A 15,714-nucleotide genomic window follows, 5' to 3' on the forward strand; every position below is an offset into this window, starting at 1 on the left:
ACAACCCCCGTCCGGCCGCCGGACGAGCCCGCCTGAACCGGGCCCGTCCGGCGGGGCCGGGCGACCCGAAAGGACTCTGCATGTCGGACAGCACGGCGCGGATCCACATCCTGCGCGCGGCGGGCACCGCTCTCGTCGTGGAGCTCACCGAACCGGTGCCCAGGGTCCTGCACTGGGGCGCCGACCTGGGCGACCTGTCCCAGGACGCCCTGGCCGCGCTCGCCCTGACCGGTGAACCCGCCGTGCTCAACAACTCCATCGACATCCCGCGCCGGTTCACCGTCTGGCCCACCGAGGCCGACGGCTGGTCCGGCACCCCGGCCCACGAGGGCCATCTCGCCGGTGCCTTCACCGCGCCCCGGCTGACCCTGGCCGACAGCTCGTACCACCCGGGCGCGGCGGGCGGAGAGCTGTCCCTGCACCTCACCGACCCCGGCGCCGGACTCGACGCCACCGTCACCTACCGGCTGGAGCCCTCGGGCGTGCTCGGGGTGCGGACCACCCTCACCCGCCGCCCGGACGCCGACCCGGCGCCGTACGACCTCGCGCAGGTCACGACGCTGCTGCCGCTGCCCCGGCGGGCCGCGGAGGTCCTCGACTTCACCGGCAAGTGGAGCCGGGAGCGCTCCCCCCAGCGGCGGCCGCTGGGCTTCGGCACGCACAGCCGGGAGGTGCGGCGCGGCAAGCCCGGCCTGGACTCGCCGTACGTGATGGCCGTCGGCGTGCCCGGGTTCGGCTTCCGCGCCGGGGAGGTCTGGGCCGTGCACGTGGCCTGGAGCGGCGACCAGCGGTATCTGGCCGAGCAGTTGCCGGAGGGCGCGGGCACCCATGCCGGGGTGTTCGGTGGCGGCGAACTCCTGCGGGCGGGGGAGATCAGGCTCGCGCCCGGCGAGTCGTACACCACCCCCGTCTGCCACTTCGCCTGGTCCGACCAGGGCCTGGACGGTCTCGCCGACCGCTTCCACACCCTGCTCAGGGCCCGCCCCGCCCATCCGCGCGGCCCCCGCCCGGTGATCCTCAACAGCTGGGAGGCGGTGTACTTCGACCACGACCTGGCCCGGCTGCTGCGGCTGGCCGACAAGGCCGCCGAGGTCGGCGTCGAGCGGTTCGTGCTGGACGACGGCTGGTTCCGGGGCCGTCGTTCGGACGACGCCGGGCTCGGCGACTGGACCGTGGACCCCGTGGTGTGGCCGGAGGGGCTGACCCCGCTGGTGGACCATGTGCGCTCGCTCGGCATGGAGTTCGGGCTGTGGGTGGAACCGGAGATGGTCAACCTGGACTCCGACCTGGCCCGCGAGCACCCCGGCTGGGTGCTCGGCCCGGCCCGCGGGGTCGGCCCCTCCGCCCGCAATCAGCACGTACTGGACCTGTCCAACCCCGACGCCTGGCAGTACCTGCTGGACTCGCTGGACGCCCTGGTGGAGAAGTACGGCATCGCCTACCTCAAGTGGGACCACAACCGCGAACTCCACGAGAGCGTGCACGGCACCGCCGACCGTCCCGTGGCACACGCCCAGGTGGTGGCCCTCTACCGGCTGATCGACGCCCTCCGGGAGCGGCACCCCGCGCTGGAGATCGAGAGCTGCGCTGCCGGCGGCGGCCGGGTGGACCTCGGCATCCTGGAGCGGACCGACCGGGTCTGGGCCTCGGACTGCAACGACCCGGTGGAACGCCAGGCCATCCAGCGCTGGACCGGGCTGCTGCTGCCGCCCGAGTTGGTCGGCACCCATGTCGGCCCGCGCACCAGCCACACCACCGAGCGGGTCAGCTCCGACCCGTTGCGGCTGACCACGGCGCTGTTCGGGCACGCCGGCATCGAACAGGACCTCACCCGCTGCTCACCGGAGGAACTCGCCCGCCTCACCGCCTGGACCGCGCTCCACCGCGAACTGCGCCCGCTGCTGCACGGCGGCCGCACGGTCCGCGCCGACCTCACCGACGAGTCGGTGCTGCTGCACGGGGTCGTGGCGTACGACGGCTCGGCCGCGCTCTACTGCTGGGCCCGGCTCGCGACCTCCCCCGAGGGCCAGTACGGGCGGGTGCGCCTGCCCGGCCTCGCCCCCGAGGCGACCTACCGGGTACGGGTGCGCACCGAGCTGGGCCTGCCGTCCTTCCACCAGGTGGCGGGGCCCGCCTGGCTGGCCGCGGCACTCGACGGCCGGCTGACCCTGCCCGGTTCCGTCCTCACGATGGCGGGGCTGCCCATGCCCAACCTCAACCCCGAGCAGGCCCTGCTGCTCGAACTCGCGAGGGTCACGCCCGCCTGACGCCGCGGCAACTGCGTGACGCCATCCGTCATTCGAATGCTCAACAGCCTCACAGAGAATCTTCAGGTGATTCCTGTTTCTTTTATTGACAGCGGAAATTAAGGGCCATAGGTTCCCGGCCATGCGCTCGACCACCCGTGGCGAAACGTTTCCGGTGCACACGCCGGCCGCCTCGCAGATCTTCACCACGGTCCTGTCCCACGGCCCCCTCACCCGGCTGGAGGCGGCCCGCCGGGCCGGACTGTCCCCGGCCGCCGTGACCAAGGCGGTCCGGCCGCTGCTCGCGGCCGGATACCTGGCCGAGGGCGCCGACGACGGGGCCCGGCCCGCGCTCGGCCGGCCCGCGAACCTGGTGCGGGTCGACGGCGGGCGCGCCCTGTTCATCGGCGTCAAGGTGACCGGCGACGAGATCATCGCCGTCCTCACCGACCTGTGCTGCCGGATCCTGCTGGTCCGGCGGCTTCCGGTCACCGACCGTGCGGCGAAGGCCGTGCTGGCCTCGATCGCCGAGCTCACCCACGAACTGCGCGTCGAGGCCGAAGACTTCGGCGCCCCCGTCCTCGGCCTCGGGGTCGCGGTCTCCGGCGACGTGGACCGCGCCCGGGGGGTCGTGCGCTACTCGCCCTTCCTGGACTGGCGAAACGTCCCCCTCGCCGAACTCGCCGACATGACAGCGGGGTTGCCGGTCGTCGTCGAGAACGACGTGCGGGCCCTGACCGTGGCCGAGCAGTGGTTCGGCGCCGGCGTCGGGCTCTCGGACTTCGCCGTGGTCACCGTCGGAGCGGGCATCGGCTGCGGACTCGTGGTCCACGGCCGGCTGGTCGCCGGTGCCCACGGAGTGGCCGGCGAGATCGGGCATGTGGCCATCGACCCGGCCGGACCGCTCTGCCACTGCGGCAACCGCGGCTGCGTGGAGGCGATCGCGGGGGACGCCGCGATCGTCGCCCGCGTCCGGCAGGTGACGGGACGCCGGATCGCCGACTCCGCCGAGGCCGCGGCGCTCGCCCACGCGGGCGTCGCCGGGGCGCGGGAGGCATACGCGCGGGCCGGCGCGGCCATCGGCAGGGGCATCGCGACCGTGGCCAACCTGTTCGGCTCCGAACGCGTGATCATCTCCGGCGAGGGCCTCGCCGCCCACGACCTCTTCGCCGAGCAGATCCGTGACTCGTTCACCGCGGCCGCCTTCGGCTCCGCCGCGCGGTGCGACGTACAGACCCGCCCGCTCCCGTTCGAGGAGTGGGCCCGCGGGGCCGCGGCCACCGCGATCCACTCCTTCATCACCCCAACTCCCCAGGGCTGAGCCGCCCACGACCCCCGAACCCAGGAGGTAGGGCCCATGCGGTCACCTTCGTATTCCCACCTGCCCGCACGCGGGCTGAGAGCCGTCCTCGTGCTGGCACTCACCGCGGCCTTCGCCGCCGCAGTGCCGGCCGCGGAGGCCCAGACCCCCGCCCCGATCGCCGCCAAGCCGTACATGGGCTGGTCGAGCTGGAGCATGCAGTCGTCCAAGTACCCCGGCCTCAACGACCAGGGCGACTACAGCTACCTCACCGAGGCGAACGTCCTCAAGCAGACCGACGCCCTGGCGAGCAAGCTGAAGAAGTTCGGCTACGACTACGTCAACATCGACGCCGGCTGGTGGATGGACTGGAACTGGAAGTCCGGCTACGACCAGTACGGCCGCCAGAAGGCCGACTCCGCCCGCTTCCCCAGCGGCATGAAGGCCGTCGCCGACCACATCCACGCCAAGGGCCTCAAGGCCGGCATCTACCTCCCGGCCGGCCTGGAGAAGGGCGCCTACGGCGACGGGAAGACGCCGATCTGGAACGCCGACGGCTGCACCACCGCCGACATCGTCTATCCCGACCTGCGCACCACCAACGGCTGGGACAGCTCGTACAAGATCGACTTCGACAAGCCCTGCGCGCAGAAGTACATAGACTCCCAGGCCCAGTTGATCGCCGGCTGGGGTTACGACTTCCTCAAGCTCGACGGAGTCGGCCCCGGCTCCGGCAAGAGCGGTGATCAATACGACAACGTTGCCGATGTGGCCGCCTGGAACAAGGCCATCGCCGCCACCGGCCGCCCGATCCACCTGGAGGCCTCCTGGTCCCTGGACTTCGGGCACGCCGCCGACTGGAAGAAGTACACCAACGGCTGGCGCATCGACACCGACGTCGAGTGCTACTGCAACACCCTGGTCACCTGGGAGAACTCCGTCAACGACCGCTGGGACGACACCCCGGCCTGGACCGGCAAGGCGGGCCCCGGCGGCTGGAACGACCTCGACTCCCTCGACGTCGGCAACGGCGCGATGGACGGCCTCACCAAGGCCGAACGGCAGAGCTACGCCACGCTCTGGGCCGTCGCCAAGTCGCCGCTGTTCACCGGCGACGACATCACCAAGCTCGACGACTACGGCATCTCCCTGCTGACCAACAGCGAGGTCATCGGCATCGACCAGAGCGACAACCCGCCGGCCCGCCCGATCACCCCGTCCGACCCGCAGCAGGTCTGGGCCGCGAAGAACGCCGACGGGACGTACACGGTGGCCCTGTTCAACCTCGCGGACTCGCCCTCGGCGGTCACCGCCGACTGGACCGCCCTCGGCTTCACCGGCAAGGCGTCGGTACGGGACCTGTGGAACCACGAGGACCTCGGCAGCTTCCAGAACAAGATCACCGAGGCGCTGCCCGCGCACGGCTCGCGGCTGTTCACCGTCACGCCGAAGGGCAGCGCGCTGGCCTCCACCGGGTACGAGGCCGAGGCGAGCGCCAACACGCTGAGCGGCAACGCCTCCGTGGCCGGCTGCGACGCGTGCTCCGGCGCGAAGAAGGTCGGCAACCTCTACCTCGGCGGCAAGCTGACCTTCAACAACGTCGTCGTCGACAAGGCCGGCACCTACCTGGTGAAGGTCGCCTACGTCAGCGGTGACTCCCGGCCGGCCACGGTCTCGGCCAACGCCGGGGGCGGCACGAGTCACAAGTTCCCGTCGACCGGGGACTGGGGGACGGTGGCGAGCGTGAGCGTGCCGGTCACCCTGAAGGCCGGGGCGAACACCATCAGCTTCGACAGCGGGTCGGGATACGCGCCGGACATCGACCGGATCGACGTTCCCACGTCACCCCGCTGAAAGCTCCGTTGGGTCAGGCCGTAGGGGAACTGCGGACCGGCTGTGGCTGGTCGCGCAGTTCCCCGCGCCCCCAAGGGGCGCGTTTCGACGAAGGAATCCCGCAATGGACAACCACCCCAGCCGCCGCAACTTCCTTGCTCTCGCCGCTGCCACCGGCGCCCTCGCCGGGCTCCCCGCCTTCACCGCCTCCGCCGCCCCGGTGCGGTCCACCGCGCCGCTCGCCGCTCCCCGGCACCAGCTCTGGTGGCAGGCGCCCGCCGACGACGGGTCGATGATCACGCAGGGCCTGCCCGTCGGAAACGGCCGGCTCGGTGCGCTCGCGAGCAACGACTCCGGCCGTGAGCTCCTCCTTGTCACCGACGCCACGTTGTGGACCGGCGGGCTCAACGACACCCTCGACTCGGACGGCCAGTTCCCCTACGGCCGGGCCGACTTCGGCTCGCTCACCCTGCTCGCCCGGCTCACCGTGGAGATCCCCGACCACGACCTGGGCGCCGTCTCCGACTACCGCCGCACCCTCGACCTCGACAACGGCGTGGTGACGACGTCCTACGTCCGCTCCGGAGTGACCTACCGGCGGCAGGTGTTCGCCAGCCGTCCCGACGACGTGATCGTGCTGCACTTCGGCCAGGACGGCGGCGGGCGCTACACCGGCACCATCACCTTCGAGGGCACCCACGGGGAGACCGGAACCGCCGAGTCGTTCGCCGGGTCCTTCGCCAACGGACTGAAGTACGGGGCCGCCGTCAAGGCGTACGGCAGCGGCGGCAGCGTGCGGGTGAGCGGTGCGCACATCACCTTCACCGACTGCCGCGAGCTGACCGTCGTACTCAGCGGCGGTACCGACTACGCGCCGGACGCCGCGGCCGACTACCGCGACCCCTCCGTCAACCCGGTGGCGCTGGCCCGCACCAAGGTCAAGGCGGCCGCCCGGCACTCGGCGGACTCGCTGCTGCGCACCCACGCGGCCGACCACCGCGCGCTGTTCGGGCAGTTCGACCTCTCCCTCGGCACCTCGACGGCCGACCAGCGGGAGCTGGACACCTGGGCGCGCATCCAGGCGCGCGCCGACACCGGCGACCCGGACCCGGAACTGGAGGCCGCCTACGCCCAGTTCGGCCGCTATCTGATGATCGCCGGATCGCGCGACAGCCTGCCGATGGGCCTGCAGGGCATCTGGCTGGACGGCAACGACCCGGACTGGATGGGCGACTACCACACCGACATCAACATCCAGATGAACTACTGGATGTCCGACCGGCTGGGCCTGTCCCAGTGCTTCGACGCCTACACCGACTACTGCGTCGACCAGCTCCCGTCCTGGACGGACCTCACCCAGCGGCTCTTCCAGGACTCCCGCAACCGCTACCGCAACTCCAGCGGCAAGGTGGCCGGCTGGACCGTCGCCATCTCCACCAACCCCTTCGGCGGAGGCGGCTGGTGGTGGCATCCCGCGGGCAACGCCTGGCTGTGCCAGAGCCTCTGGGAGCACTACGAGTTCACCCAGTCCCGCGCCCACCTGGAGAAGATCTACCCTCTCCTCAAGGGCGCCTGCGAGTTCTGGGAGGCCCGGCTGCTCACGACTACCCTGGACGACGGGAAGGAGGTGCTGATCGCGGACAGCGACTGGTCCCCGGAGCAGGGACCGCTGGACGCCAAGGGCATCACCTATGCTCAGGAACAGGTGTGGATGCTGTTCGGGAACTTCCGGACTGCGGCCGCCGAGCTGAAGAGGGATGCTGGATACGCGGGTACCATCGGCAAGCTCCGCGACCGCCTCTACCTGCCGGTGGTGAGCCCCAAGACCGGCTGGCTGGAGGAGTGGATGTCCCCGGACAACCTCGGCGAGACCACCCACCGCCACCTCTCGCCGCTGATCAACCTCTTCCCCGGCGACCGGATCCGCCCCGACGGCTCCACCCCCGACGACATCGTCAAGGGCGCCACCGCACTGCTCACCGCCCGCGGCATGGACAGCTTCGGCTGGGCCAACGCCTGGCGTTCTCTGTGCTGGTCCCGGCTGAAGGACGCCGACAAGGCCTACCAGCTCGTCGTCCGCAACCTCCGGCCGTCCAGCAACGGCAGCAACGGCACGTCCCCCAACCTCTTCGACATCTACCAGGTCGAGGAAGGCCGGGGCATCTTCCAGATCGAGGCCAACTTCGGCACGCCGACCGCGATCGCCGAGATGCTGCTGTACTCGCGGCCGGGCCACCTGGAGCTGCTGCCCGCCCTCCCCGACGCCTGGGCCGCCTCCGGTTCGATCACCGGAGCGGGCGCCCGCGGCGGCTTCGTGGTGGACCTGCACTGGCGGGACGGCAAGCCGACCCGGGCCCGGATCCGCAGCGTCGGAGGCCGTACCACGACGGTCGCCTACGGCGGGACGTCCCGGACGGTGACGCTGAAGCCCGGCCAGTCCGTCACGCTGAGGGATCTGGTGCGGTGACCGGCGGGCTCGCACGGGCCGGCGGCCGACTGGCCGCCTTACTGATGGTCGGGGTCGTCTGCCAGACCGGGGCGGCCGGGGCCACCGCCACCGGTACCGGCCCCGGCCGGACCGTGCCCGCCCAGGAGGCCGCCGTCCGGGCGGCCTCCACCCGGCCGGACATCGTCACCTGGGGAGCCAGCGCCGACGAGCTGGGAACGGGCACCGCCGACCGCGGCTACCGGCTGGTCGTGCACACCAGCGCGGCCGGCAGCGGTCTGCGAGTCCGCCTCTCCAACGCCTTCGGCGACCGGCCCCTGACCCTGGACAGCGTCTACGCCGGTCTGCAGAGCCAGGGCGCCGCCCTCGAGCCGGGCAGCAACAAGCGGCTGACCTTCGACGGCGCGCGCACGGTCACCGTGCCGGCCGGCGCCACCGCGTGGAGCGACCCGCTGCCCGGCAGACTGCCCGCCGGCAGCAACCTGGTCGTCAGCCTGCACAGCCCCGACGCGGCCGGCCACGCCACCGGCCACGGCATGGCCATGCAGACCTCCTACGTCACCCAGGGCGACCACACCGCCGAGGAGAGCGCCGCCGACTGGACCGGGACCACCAGCTCCTGGTGGTACCTGGACGCGGTCGCCGTACGGCCGTCGGACCCGGACACCGGGGCGGTGGCGGCGCTCGGCGACTCCATCACCGACGGCTGGGCGTCCACCAGCGACCAGAACCGGCGCTGGCCCGACTACCTCGCCCGCCGGCTCCAGAAGGCGGACACCGAGGTCAAGGGCGTGGCCGACGAGGGGATCTCCGGCAACCAGGTCCTCGCCGACGGCGCCGGACAGGCGGCCCTCAACCGGCTGGACCGCGACGTCCTCAGCCAGCCCGGCGTCCGTACCGTCTTCCTCTTCGAGGGGGTCAACGACATCAAGGCCCACACCGGGGTCACCGCGGCCGACCTGATCGCCGGCTACCAGGAGATCGTCCGGCGGGCGCACGCGGCCGGGAAGTGCGTGGTCGCCTCGACCGTCGGGCCGTTCGAGGGCTGGCCGGAGTGGGACCCGGCGGGCGAGGCCGTACGCCTGCAGGTCAACCAGTACATCCGTACCAGCGGCGAGTTCGACGGGATCGCCGACTTCGACCGGATCCTGCGCAGCCCCTACGACGGGGCGCGGATGCTGCCGTTCCTCGACAGCGGCGACCACCTCCACCCCAATGACAAGGGAATGCAGGCCATGGCCGACTCCGTCGACCTGGCGAGCCTCGACTGCGACCACTGACACACCTGGACCACCCCCCGTCCGATCACCCCTGGGCCGTCGGCTCGGGGGTGATCAGGCGTTCCCGGTAGGCGATCGCCACCGCCTCCCCACGGCTCGCCGCGCCCAGCTTGGCGAGGATGTTGGAGACATGGACGCTCGCCGTCTTGCCGGTGATGAACAGTTCCTCGCCGATCTGCCGGTTGCTGCGGCCCAGCGCCAGCAGCCGCAGCACGTCCTGCTCACGTGCGGTCAGCGGCGAGACCGAGTCCTGTGCCGACCGTCGCAGCAGCGCGTCCGCCCGCTCCAGCATCGGCGCGGCCCCCAGCGCCACCGCCGTCTCCCGGACCGCCCGCGCCTCGCCCTCCGCCTCCGCACGCCGGCCGTCGGCCGCCAGGGCCTCGGCGTACCGCAGCCGCACCCGGGCCGCCTCGTACACGTCCCCGTACGCGAACGCGGCCACCGCCTTCTCCCAGGCCGCCGTCTCCGGCCCGGACCCGGCACGGGTCCACTCGGCCTCGGCCCGCGCCAGCCAGGCCTGCCCCTCCGGACCCTGCCCCGCGGCCGTCGTCCGCGCCAACTCCACCAGTTCACCGGCGACACCGCCCCAGCGGTCCGCGCTCCCGCCGCCGCGCCGTTCGGCCGCCGCCCGGTCCGCGACCGCCGCCAGCGCCAGCGTGGCGAGCCGGACCGTCACGTGCGGCGCCCGCCCCAACTCGTCGGAGAGCACCGCGACCGTGTCCCGCGCCCGTGCCACGGCCTCCTCCGGATCACCCCGCAGCGCGGCCGCGTCGGTCAGCACGATCCCCCCGACGAACGTGCCCATCCAGTCGAACGGCTCGCCGAGCAGCGCCCCGGCCCGCGCCACGACATCCGGCTTGCCCCGGGCCAGCGCGATGTACAGGACCGGCCCCTCGGCGAAACCGGGCGCCGGATCCGCGCGGGCCACCCGCACACACTCGTCCCACTGCCCCAGCGTGTAGAGCACCAGCAGCCGCAGATACCGCATCTCCAAGGCGTAGGGGGAGGAGAGCAGCCCCGAACGCCGGGCCCGGTCGAGCCCCTCGGTGATCCACGGCAGGCACTCCCGCAGCTCGCCCGACTCGAAGCAGCCGATGGCCAGGCTGAACAGCGCGCGCATCTCCACCGGCGTGTCCCCGGCCGACCGGGCCAGTTCCCGCGCCTCCCGCAGCCGCTCCCGGCCCTCCAGGGTGCGCCGCCCGCCGCCCTCCAGACGGGCCAGGGAGATCAGCAGGTCGGCCCGGGCGGCGGTGGCGCCGATCCGCTCGGCGACCTCCAGGGCCTGCCGCGCGACCCGCAACGCCGTTTCGTCGTCGCCGGTCTGGCGGGCCGCCATGACATGGGTGGCCGCCGCCCACACCCAGGTCCGGGACGGCGGTTCGGCGGGGATCATCGCGAGCGCCTCGCTGCTGTAGGCGAACGCGGCGGCGAGGTTGTCGACGGTCATGAGGTTCCCCGCGAGGGTGTAGCGCACGCGGGCGGCGAGTTCGGGATCCGCGTCCTGGCCGGTGCCGGCCAGCGCGGCGCGGGTCAGGGACACCGCGCGGTGCGCGTCACCGGAGTGCACGGCAGCCGCCGACGCCCGCAGCGTCAAGGCCACCTGGTCGAGTCCGTCACCCGAGGGCCGCGCCTCGCACGGCACGGCCGGCCACAGGTCCAGGGCCGCCTCCAGATGCCGCAGCTCCTCCGCCGGGGCGCCCACCCGCCGGGCATGGTCCGCGGCCTCCACGGACGCGGCGAGCGCCTCGGGCAGGTCGTGGCTCTCCCGGTAGTGGTGCGCCCGCTCGGCCGCCGTCCTGGCCCCGCCCCCGCGCGCGGCGAGCAGCCTGGCGTACGTGCCGTGCAGCCGCGACCGCTGCCCGGGCAGCAGATCGCCGTACACGGCCTCGCGCGCCAGGGCATGCCGGAAGGCGTACGTGTCCCCGTCCCCGGCCGCGAGCAACTGCCGCCCCACCGCCTCCCGCAACGCCGACTCCAGCTCCTCCTCGGGCAGCCCGGCCGCGTCCCGGAGCAGATCGTGCCCCACCCGGCGCCCGGCCACCGCAGCCGTCCGCAGCACCTGCTGGGCCGTCTCCGACAACTGCTCGACGCGGATGAGCAGCAGATCGGCGAGCCCGGTGGGCATCCCGTCCGTGTCGGCGGCGGCCACCAGCTCCTCCGTGTAGAAGGCGTTGCCCTCGGCCCGCTCGACGATGTCCCGCACGGTCGCCTCGGACAGCGGCCGCTCCTCCAGTGCCCGCACCAGCCGCGCCACCTCGGCATCGCCCAGCGGCCGCACCTCCAGGCGCTCCACACCGGGCAGCCGCACCAGCTCGGCGAGCAGCGGCCGCAGCGGATGCCGCCGGTGCAGATCGTCGGCACGGTAGGAGGCCAGCACGGTGAGCCGGCGCGGAAGCACCCCCCGGCTCAGCAGAAACCGCAGCAGATCGCGCGACGACTGGTCGGCCCAGTGCAGATCCTCCAGCACCAGCACCAGCGGCGCGGCAGCCGCCAACTCGGCGAACAGCCCGGCCACACCTTCGAAGAGCCGCAGCCGAGCGTCCGCGTCGCGGGCCGAGTCGGAGGCGGCACCGAGGAGACGCTCAACAGCCGGATGGGCGGCGAGAACCCCGGAAAACCGCTCATCACCGGCCAACACCCCGAGAATCTCGGTGAACGGCAGATACGGCAGCCCCACATCCCCGAGATCGACACAGTGCCCGGTGACGACGGTGGCCCCGCCCTCGCCGGCCCGAGCCGCGACCTCGTCCAACAGCCGGGTCTTACCCGCCCCAGCGTCCCCAGCGACCAACACGGCCTGCCCACTACCGTTCCGGGCACGCTCCAACACCGAGGCAAGGCGCCCCAGTTCGTCGTCCCGCCCGATCAGAGGGCTGCCAAAAGATCTCTGCAACACACCCTCATCCTCGCAGGAAGCGCAAGGCGCAACCCCCAAGGGGCGCGGGGAACTGCGCGACAAGCCACGACGAACCCGCAGCCGCCGTCACCACAGAACCCCCACCCCCCTAGGCACTCAACCCCTCAATATCCGAGCCCAGTCCTCCGGCACCCGCTCCGCAGGACCCGGCACCGACTGATCCGCAGGATGACTCACCGGCGGCGCCAACTCCGGCCCGGCCTCGAACAATTCCTCCGTCGCGAAGTTCCAGAACCACCCCTCGCCCGGCTCGTAGCTCCGGATCACCGGATGCCCGGTGTCACGGAAGTGCGCCGTCGCATGCTTCGCGGGCGAGTCGTCGCAGCAGCCGATGTGCCCGCACTGCGCACACCGCCGCAGATGGAACCACCAGCCCCCCGCCTTGTCGCACTCCACACACCCGGCGCCGCTCGGCGGAACCTTGGAGTCGATGCCGTCGCCGCCACTCATACTGCCTCCACAGATGTCTCGGTTTCCTCAGGCGCCTCGGCGGTCAGCGGAAGCAGTACCTGGAAACGGGTGTCGCCGGGCTGCGACTCCACCCGCATGCTGCCGTGATGCTTGTTCACGACGATCCGCCACGAGATGTCCAGACCGAGACCCGTGCCCTGCCCCACGGGCTTGGTCGTGAAGAAGGGGTCGAAGATCCGGTCCTTGATCTCCGGCGCGATCCCGCTCCCGGTGTCCCGGAACTCGACCAGCAGCTGCTCGTGGTCGAGCGCGGTCCGCACGGTCAGTGTGCCGTGTCCGCCGCCCTTGCCGCCGCCGTCCTTCATCGCGCAGACCGCGTTGTCGATGAGGTTGGTCCACACCTGGTTGAGCTCGGCGGGGTAGGCGGGCACCGGCGGGACCGTACGGTCGTACTCCTTGACCACCTGGATGTCCTGCCCGATCTTCCCGGACAGCATCAGCAGCGTGCTGTCGAGGAGTTCGTGGACGTCCACCTCCCGGTACGGGGCCCGGTCCAGCTGGCTGTACTGCTTGGCCGCGTCGACCAGGTTCGAGATCCGGGTGGTCGAGTCCTCGATCTCGTTCATCAGGAGCTCGGTCTCGATGGTGTAGTTGAGCCAGCCGACCGCGTTCGGCAGGATCCCCTCCTCGACGGCGGCGGCGACCTGCTCCAGCCAGTCGACGTCGAGCCCGGCCTGCACGAAGGTCGGCGCCAGCTCCCAGCCGCGGTCGATGCCGCGGTCCTCCAGCCAGTCGGTGAGCGCGTCCTCGCGGTCGGCGGCCTCCATCGGACTGAGCGTCGACGCCTTGGCGACCCGTTCCGCCGTACGCTCCTGGATCTCGATCAGACCCGCCAACTGCTCCCGCGAAAACGGCCCTTCGGCGATCACCGCGAGCTTGTGCCGCATCTTCGCCACCCGCTCGCGCAGCGTCGACGTGGCCCGCACGGCCGCCGCGGCCGGGTTGTTGAGCTCGTGGGTGAGCCCGGCGGACAACGAGCCGAGCGCCAGCAGCCGTTCGCGCTGCCCGATCGCCGCCTGGGTGCTCTTCGAACCGAAGAACAGGCCCTCCAGGAGGTGCACGGCCATCGGGAACCACTCGCGCATGATGTCCGAGAACGTGTCGGCCGGCAGCACGAAGAACCGCGTCGGCTCGGTCACCCGCATCGAGTTGTTGTACACCTGCCGCACCCGGTCGCCGATGTACGCCTGCATGGCGCCCGCGTACACCCCGGCCTGCGAGGTCCGGGTGACCTCCACGTCGTCCCCGCCGACCCGCCGGGACAGCGCCACGGCGCCCTCGATCATCACGTAGAAGCAGGTGGCCGGTTCACCCTCGGTGTAGACGGGCCCGGGCTGGAACAGCTCCACCCGGCCGGCCGCGCACAGCCGCCCGAGCTGCTCCGGCTCCAGCTTCTCGAACAGGAACAGCGCGCCGATCTCCTTCGGGCTGCACGGCACCAACTGCCCGCTCATGACTGCTCCAGATAACGGTGGACGAGCATCACTGCCATGGCTCCTTCTCCGACGGCGGACGCGACACGCTTGGCGGACTCGGCGCGTGCGTCGCCCGCCACGAACACGCCGGGAATGCTGGTCTCCAGGTGGTACGGCGGCCGGTCCAGCTCCCAGCCCGCCGGCGCCTGTCCGTCGACGGTCAGGTCCGGCCCGGACAGGATGAACCCGCGCCCGTCCCGCAGCACCGTCTCGCCGAGCCAGTCGGTCAGCGGTGCCGCCCCGATGAACACGAACATCCACTGGGCGTCGACCTGTTCCCGGTCCCCGCTCTGCACATGGCGCAGGGTCAGCTGCTCCAGACGCTCGGCGCCGTGCGCGGCGTCCACCACCGTGTGACTGCGTACGGCGATGTTCGGCGCCTCGTTGATCTGCTGGATCAGGTAGTACGACATCGAGGCCGACAGGTCGGCGCCGCGCACCAGCAGGGTCACCGACTTGGCGAACCGGGACAGGTACATCGCCGCCTGGCCCGCCGAGTTGGCGCCGCCGACGATGTACACGTCCTGGCCCTGGCAGGAGGTCGCCTCGGTGAGCGCGGAGCCGTAGTACACCCCGCAGCCGGTCAGGTCGACACAGCCGGCGGCCTCCAGCTGCCGGTACTGCACACCGGTCGCCAGGATCACGCTGTGCGCCGCGACCGCCGAGCCGTCCGCGAACCGCACCACCCGCGCGGCCCCGTTGATCTCGAGTGCCGTGACCTCGCGGGCGGTCAGGATCTCCGCGCCGAACTTGGCGGCCTGCCGCCGGGCCCGGTCGGTCAGCTGGGCGCCCGACACGCCGTCCGGGAAGCCCAGGTAGTTCTCGATCCGCGAGCTCTGCCCGGCCTGCCCGCCGGTCGCCGACCGCTCCACGAGCACGGTCCGCAGCCCCTCCGACGCCCCGTACACGGCCGCGCCGAGCCCGGCCGGGCCGCCGCCGATCACCACCAGGTCGTAGAAGTCGGCCGTCGGTGTCGTCGCGAGCCCGACGTGCGCGGCCAGCTCCGGGGCCTCCGGTTCCACCAGGGGCGTGCCGTCCGGCGTGATCACCAGCGGCAGCCGCTCCCCGTCGGCCCCGGCCGCCGCCAGCAGCCGCTTCCCCTCCGGCTCCTCCACCGAGTACCAGCGGTACGGCACCTGGTTGCGGGCCAGGAACTCCCGTACGTCCGAGGACCGTGCCGACCAGCGGTGCCCGACCACCTTGGTGGCCGGCACCGGCTTGTAGTCGCTGGCCCGCCAGGCGTCAAGGAGGTCGTCGAGGACCGGGTAGAGCTTCTCCTCCGGGGGATCCCAGGGCTTGAGCAGATAGTGGTCCAGGTCGACGACGTTGATCGCGTCGATCGCCGCATTGGTGTCCGCGTACGCGGTCAGCAGCACCCGCCGCGCGCCCGGGTACACGTCCAGCGCCTGTTCCAGGAACTCGATGCCGTTCATCTGCGGCATCCGGTAGTCGGCCAGGATCACCGCCACCAGGTCGCCGCGGAGTTTCAGTTCGCGCAGTGCCTCCAGCGCCGAGTCCCCGGACTCGGCGCGCACGATCCGGTACGTCGCGCCGTAGCGGCGCCGCAGGTCCCGGGCGACGGCACGGGAGACTCCCGGGTCGTCGTCCACGGTCATGATGACGGTCCGTGCTGCGTCGGCAGCCTGTGCCATACGTCTCCCACCCCGAGCCGTTGGTTCCACGGGACGGCGGGCCCTGCGAGAAGCGCGACCGCCGCACCGGTTCCCGCCCATCGTATGTTCGATC

Annotated in this window: 9 protein-coding genes; 5 read left to right on the forward strand and 4 right to left on the reverse strand. The window is 72.1% G+C overall.

Annotated features, from left to right (window positions below; all coding sequences use genetic code 11):
* The first annotated feature begins 80 nt into the window (after positions 1-80).
* The 5 genes from ACWGKQ_RS27725 (at position 81) to ACWGKQ_RS27745 (ending at position 9,105) form a co-directional block, all read left to right on the forward strand.
* A complete protein-coding gene (locus ACWGKQ_RS27725) occupies positions 81-2,267 on the forward strand; it encodes an alpha-galactosidase (protein WP_453294676.1) in 2,187 nt (728 codons plus the stop codon).
* A gap of 121 nt (positions 2,268-2,388) precedes the next feature.
* Positions 2,389-3,567 carry an ROK family protein gene (locus tag ACWGKQ_RS27730; protein WP_453294677.1) on the forward strand — a complete coding sequence of 393 codons (1,179 nt, stop codon included), beginning with the start codon at positions 2,389-2,391 and terminating at the stop codon, positions 3,565-3,567.
* A gap of 36 nt (positions 3,568-3,603) precedes the next feature.
* The gene (locus ACWGKQ_RS27735) at positions 3,604-5,400 is read left to right on the forward strand and encodes an alpha-galactosidase D (protein WP_453294678.1); all 1,797 of its coding nucleotides are present in this window, start codon (positions 3,604-3,606) and stop codon (positions 5,398-5,400) included.
* Between the two features lie 103 nt (positions 5,401-5,503).
* Positions 5,504-7,846, forward strand: a complete 2,343-nt coding sequence (locus ACWGKQ_RS27740) for a glycosyl hydrolase family 95 catalytic domain-containing protein (protein ID WP_453294679.1) — start codon at positions 5,504-5,506, stop codon at positions 7,844-7,846.
* A gap of 44 nt (positions 7,847-7,890) precedes the next feature.
* The gene (locus ACWGKQ_RS27745; protein ID WP_453294718.1) at positions 7,891-9,105 is read left to right on the forward strand and encodes an SGNH/GDSL hydrolase family protein; all 1,215 of its coding nucleotides are present in this window, start codon (positions 7,891-7,893) and stop codon (positions 9,103-9,105) included.
* 25 nt (positions 9,106-9,130) lie between these two features.
* Here the strand turns inward: ACWGKQ_RS27745 and ACWGKQ_RS27750 are convergent, their stop codons facing one another.
* From ACWGKQ_RS27750 to ACWGKQ_RS27765, 4 genes are all read right to left on the reverse strand, one after another.
* On the reverse strand, positions 9,131-12,001 hold the full coding sequence (locus ACWGKQ_RS27750) for a helix-turn-helix transcriptional regulator (RefSeq protein ID WP_453294680.1): 2,871 nt from the start codon (positions 11,999-12,001) through the stop codon (positions 9,131-9,133).
* Between the two features lie 117 nt (positions 12,002-12,118).
* On the reverse strand, positions 12,119-12,472 hold the full coding sequence (locus tag ACWGKQ_RS27755) for a UBP-type zinc finger domain-containing protein (RefSeq protein WP_453294681.1): 354 nt from the start codon (positions 12,470-12,472) through the stop codon (positions 12,119-12,121).
* Positions 12,469-13,947: an ATP-binding protein gene (locus tag ACWGKQ_RS27760; protein WP_453294682.1), complete on the reverse strand. Its 1,479-nt coding sequence runs from the start codon at positions 13,945-13,947 to the stop codon at positions 12,469-12,471. The genes ACWGKQ_RS27755 and ACWGKQ_RS27760 overlap by 4 nt, the downstream gene beginning before the upstream one ends.
* On the reverse strand, positions 13,944-15,620 hold the full coding sequence (locus ACWGKQ_RS27765) for an FAD-dependent oxidoreductase (protein ID WP_453294683.1): 1,677 nt from the start codon (positions 15,618-15,620) through the stop codon (positions 13,944-13,946). Before ACWGKQ_RS27765 ends, ACWGKQ_RS27760 begins: the two co-directional genes overlap by 4 nt.
* Positions 15,621-15,714: the final 94 nt, after the last annotated feature.

The organism is Streptomyces sp. NPDC054770 (genome assembly GCF_053611985.1).

What these genes read in the sequence shown, in the direction of transcription:
- ACWGKQ_RS27760 (WP_453294682.1), bottom strand. Translation starts at nt 13,947, where the DNA reads ATGAGCGGGCAGTTGGTGCCGTGCAGCCCGAAGGAGATCGGCGCGCTG.
- ACWGKQ_RS27740 (WP_453294679.1), top strand. Translation starts at nt 5,504, where the DNA reads ATGGACAACCACCCCAGCCGCCGCAACTTCCTTGCTCTCGCCGCTGCC.
- ACWGKQ_RS27745 (WP_453294718.1), top strand. Translation starts at nt 7,891, where the DNA reads ATGGTCGGGGTCGTCTGCCAGACCGGGGCGGCCGGGGCCACCGCCACC.
- ACWGKQ_RS27735 (WP_453294678.1), top strand. Translation starts at nt 3,604, where the DNA reads ATGCGGTCACCTTCGTATTCCCACCTGCCCGCACGCGGGCTGAGAGCC.
- ACWGKQ_RS27725 (WP_453294676.1), top strand. Translation starts at nt 81, where the DNA reads ATGTCGGACAGCACGGCGCGGATCCACATCCTGCGCGCGGCGGGCACC.
- ACWGKQ_RS27730 (WP_453294677.1), top strand. Translation starts at nt 2,389, where the DNA reads ATGCGCTCGACCACCCGTGGCGAAACGTTTCCGGTGCACACGCCGGCC.
- ACWGKQ_RS27755 (WP_453294681.1), bottom strand. Translation starts at nt 12,472, where the DNA reads ATGAGTGGCGGCGACGGCATCGACTCCAAGGTTCCGCCGAGCGGCGCC.
- ACWGKQ_RS27765 (WP_453294683.1), bottom strand. Translation starts at nt 15,620, where the DNA reads ATGGCACAGGCTGCCGACGCAGCACGGACCGTCATCATGACCGTGGAC.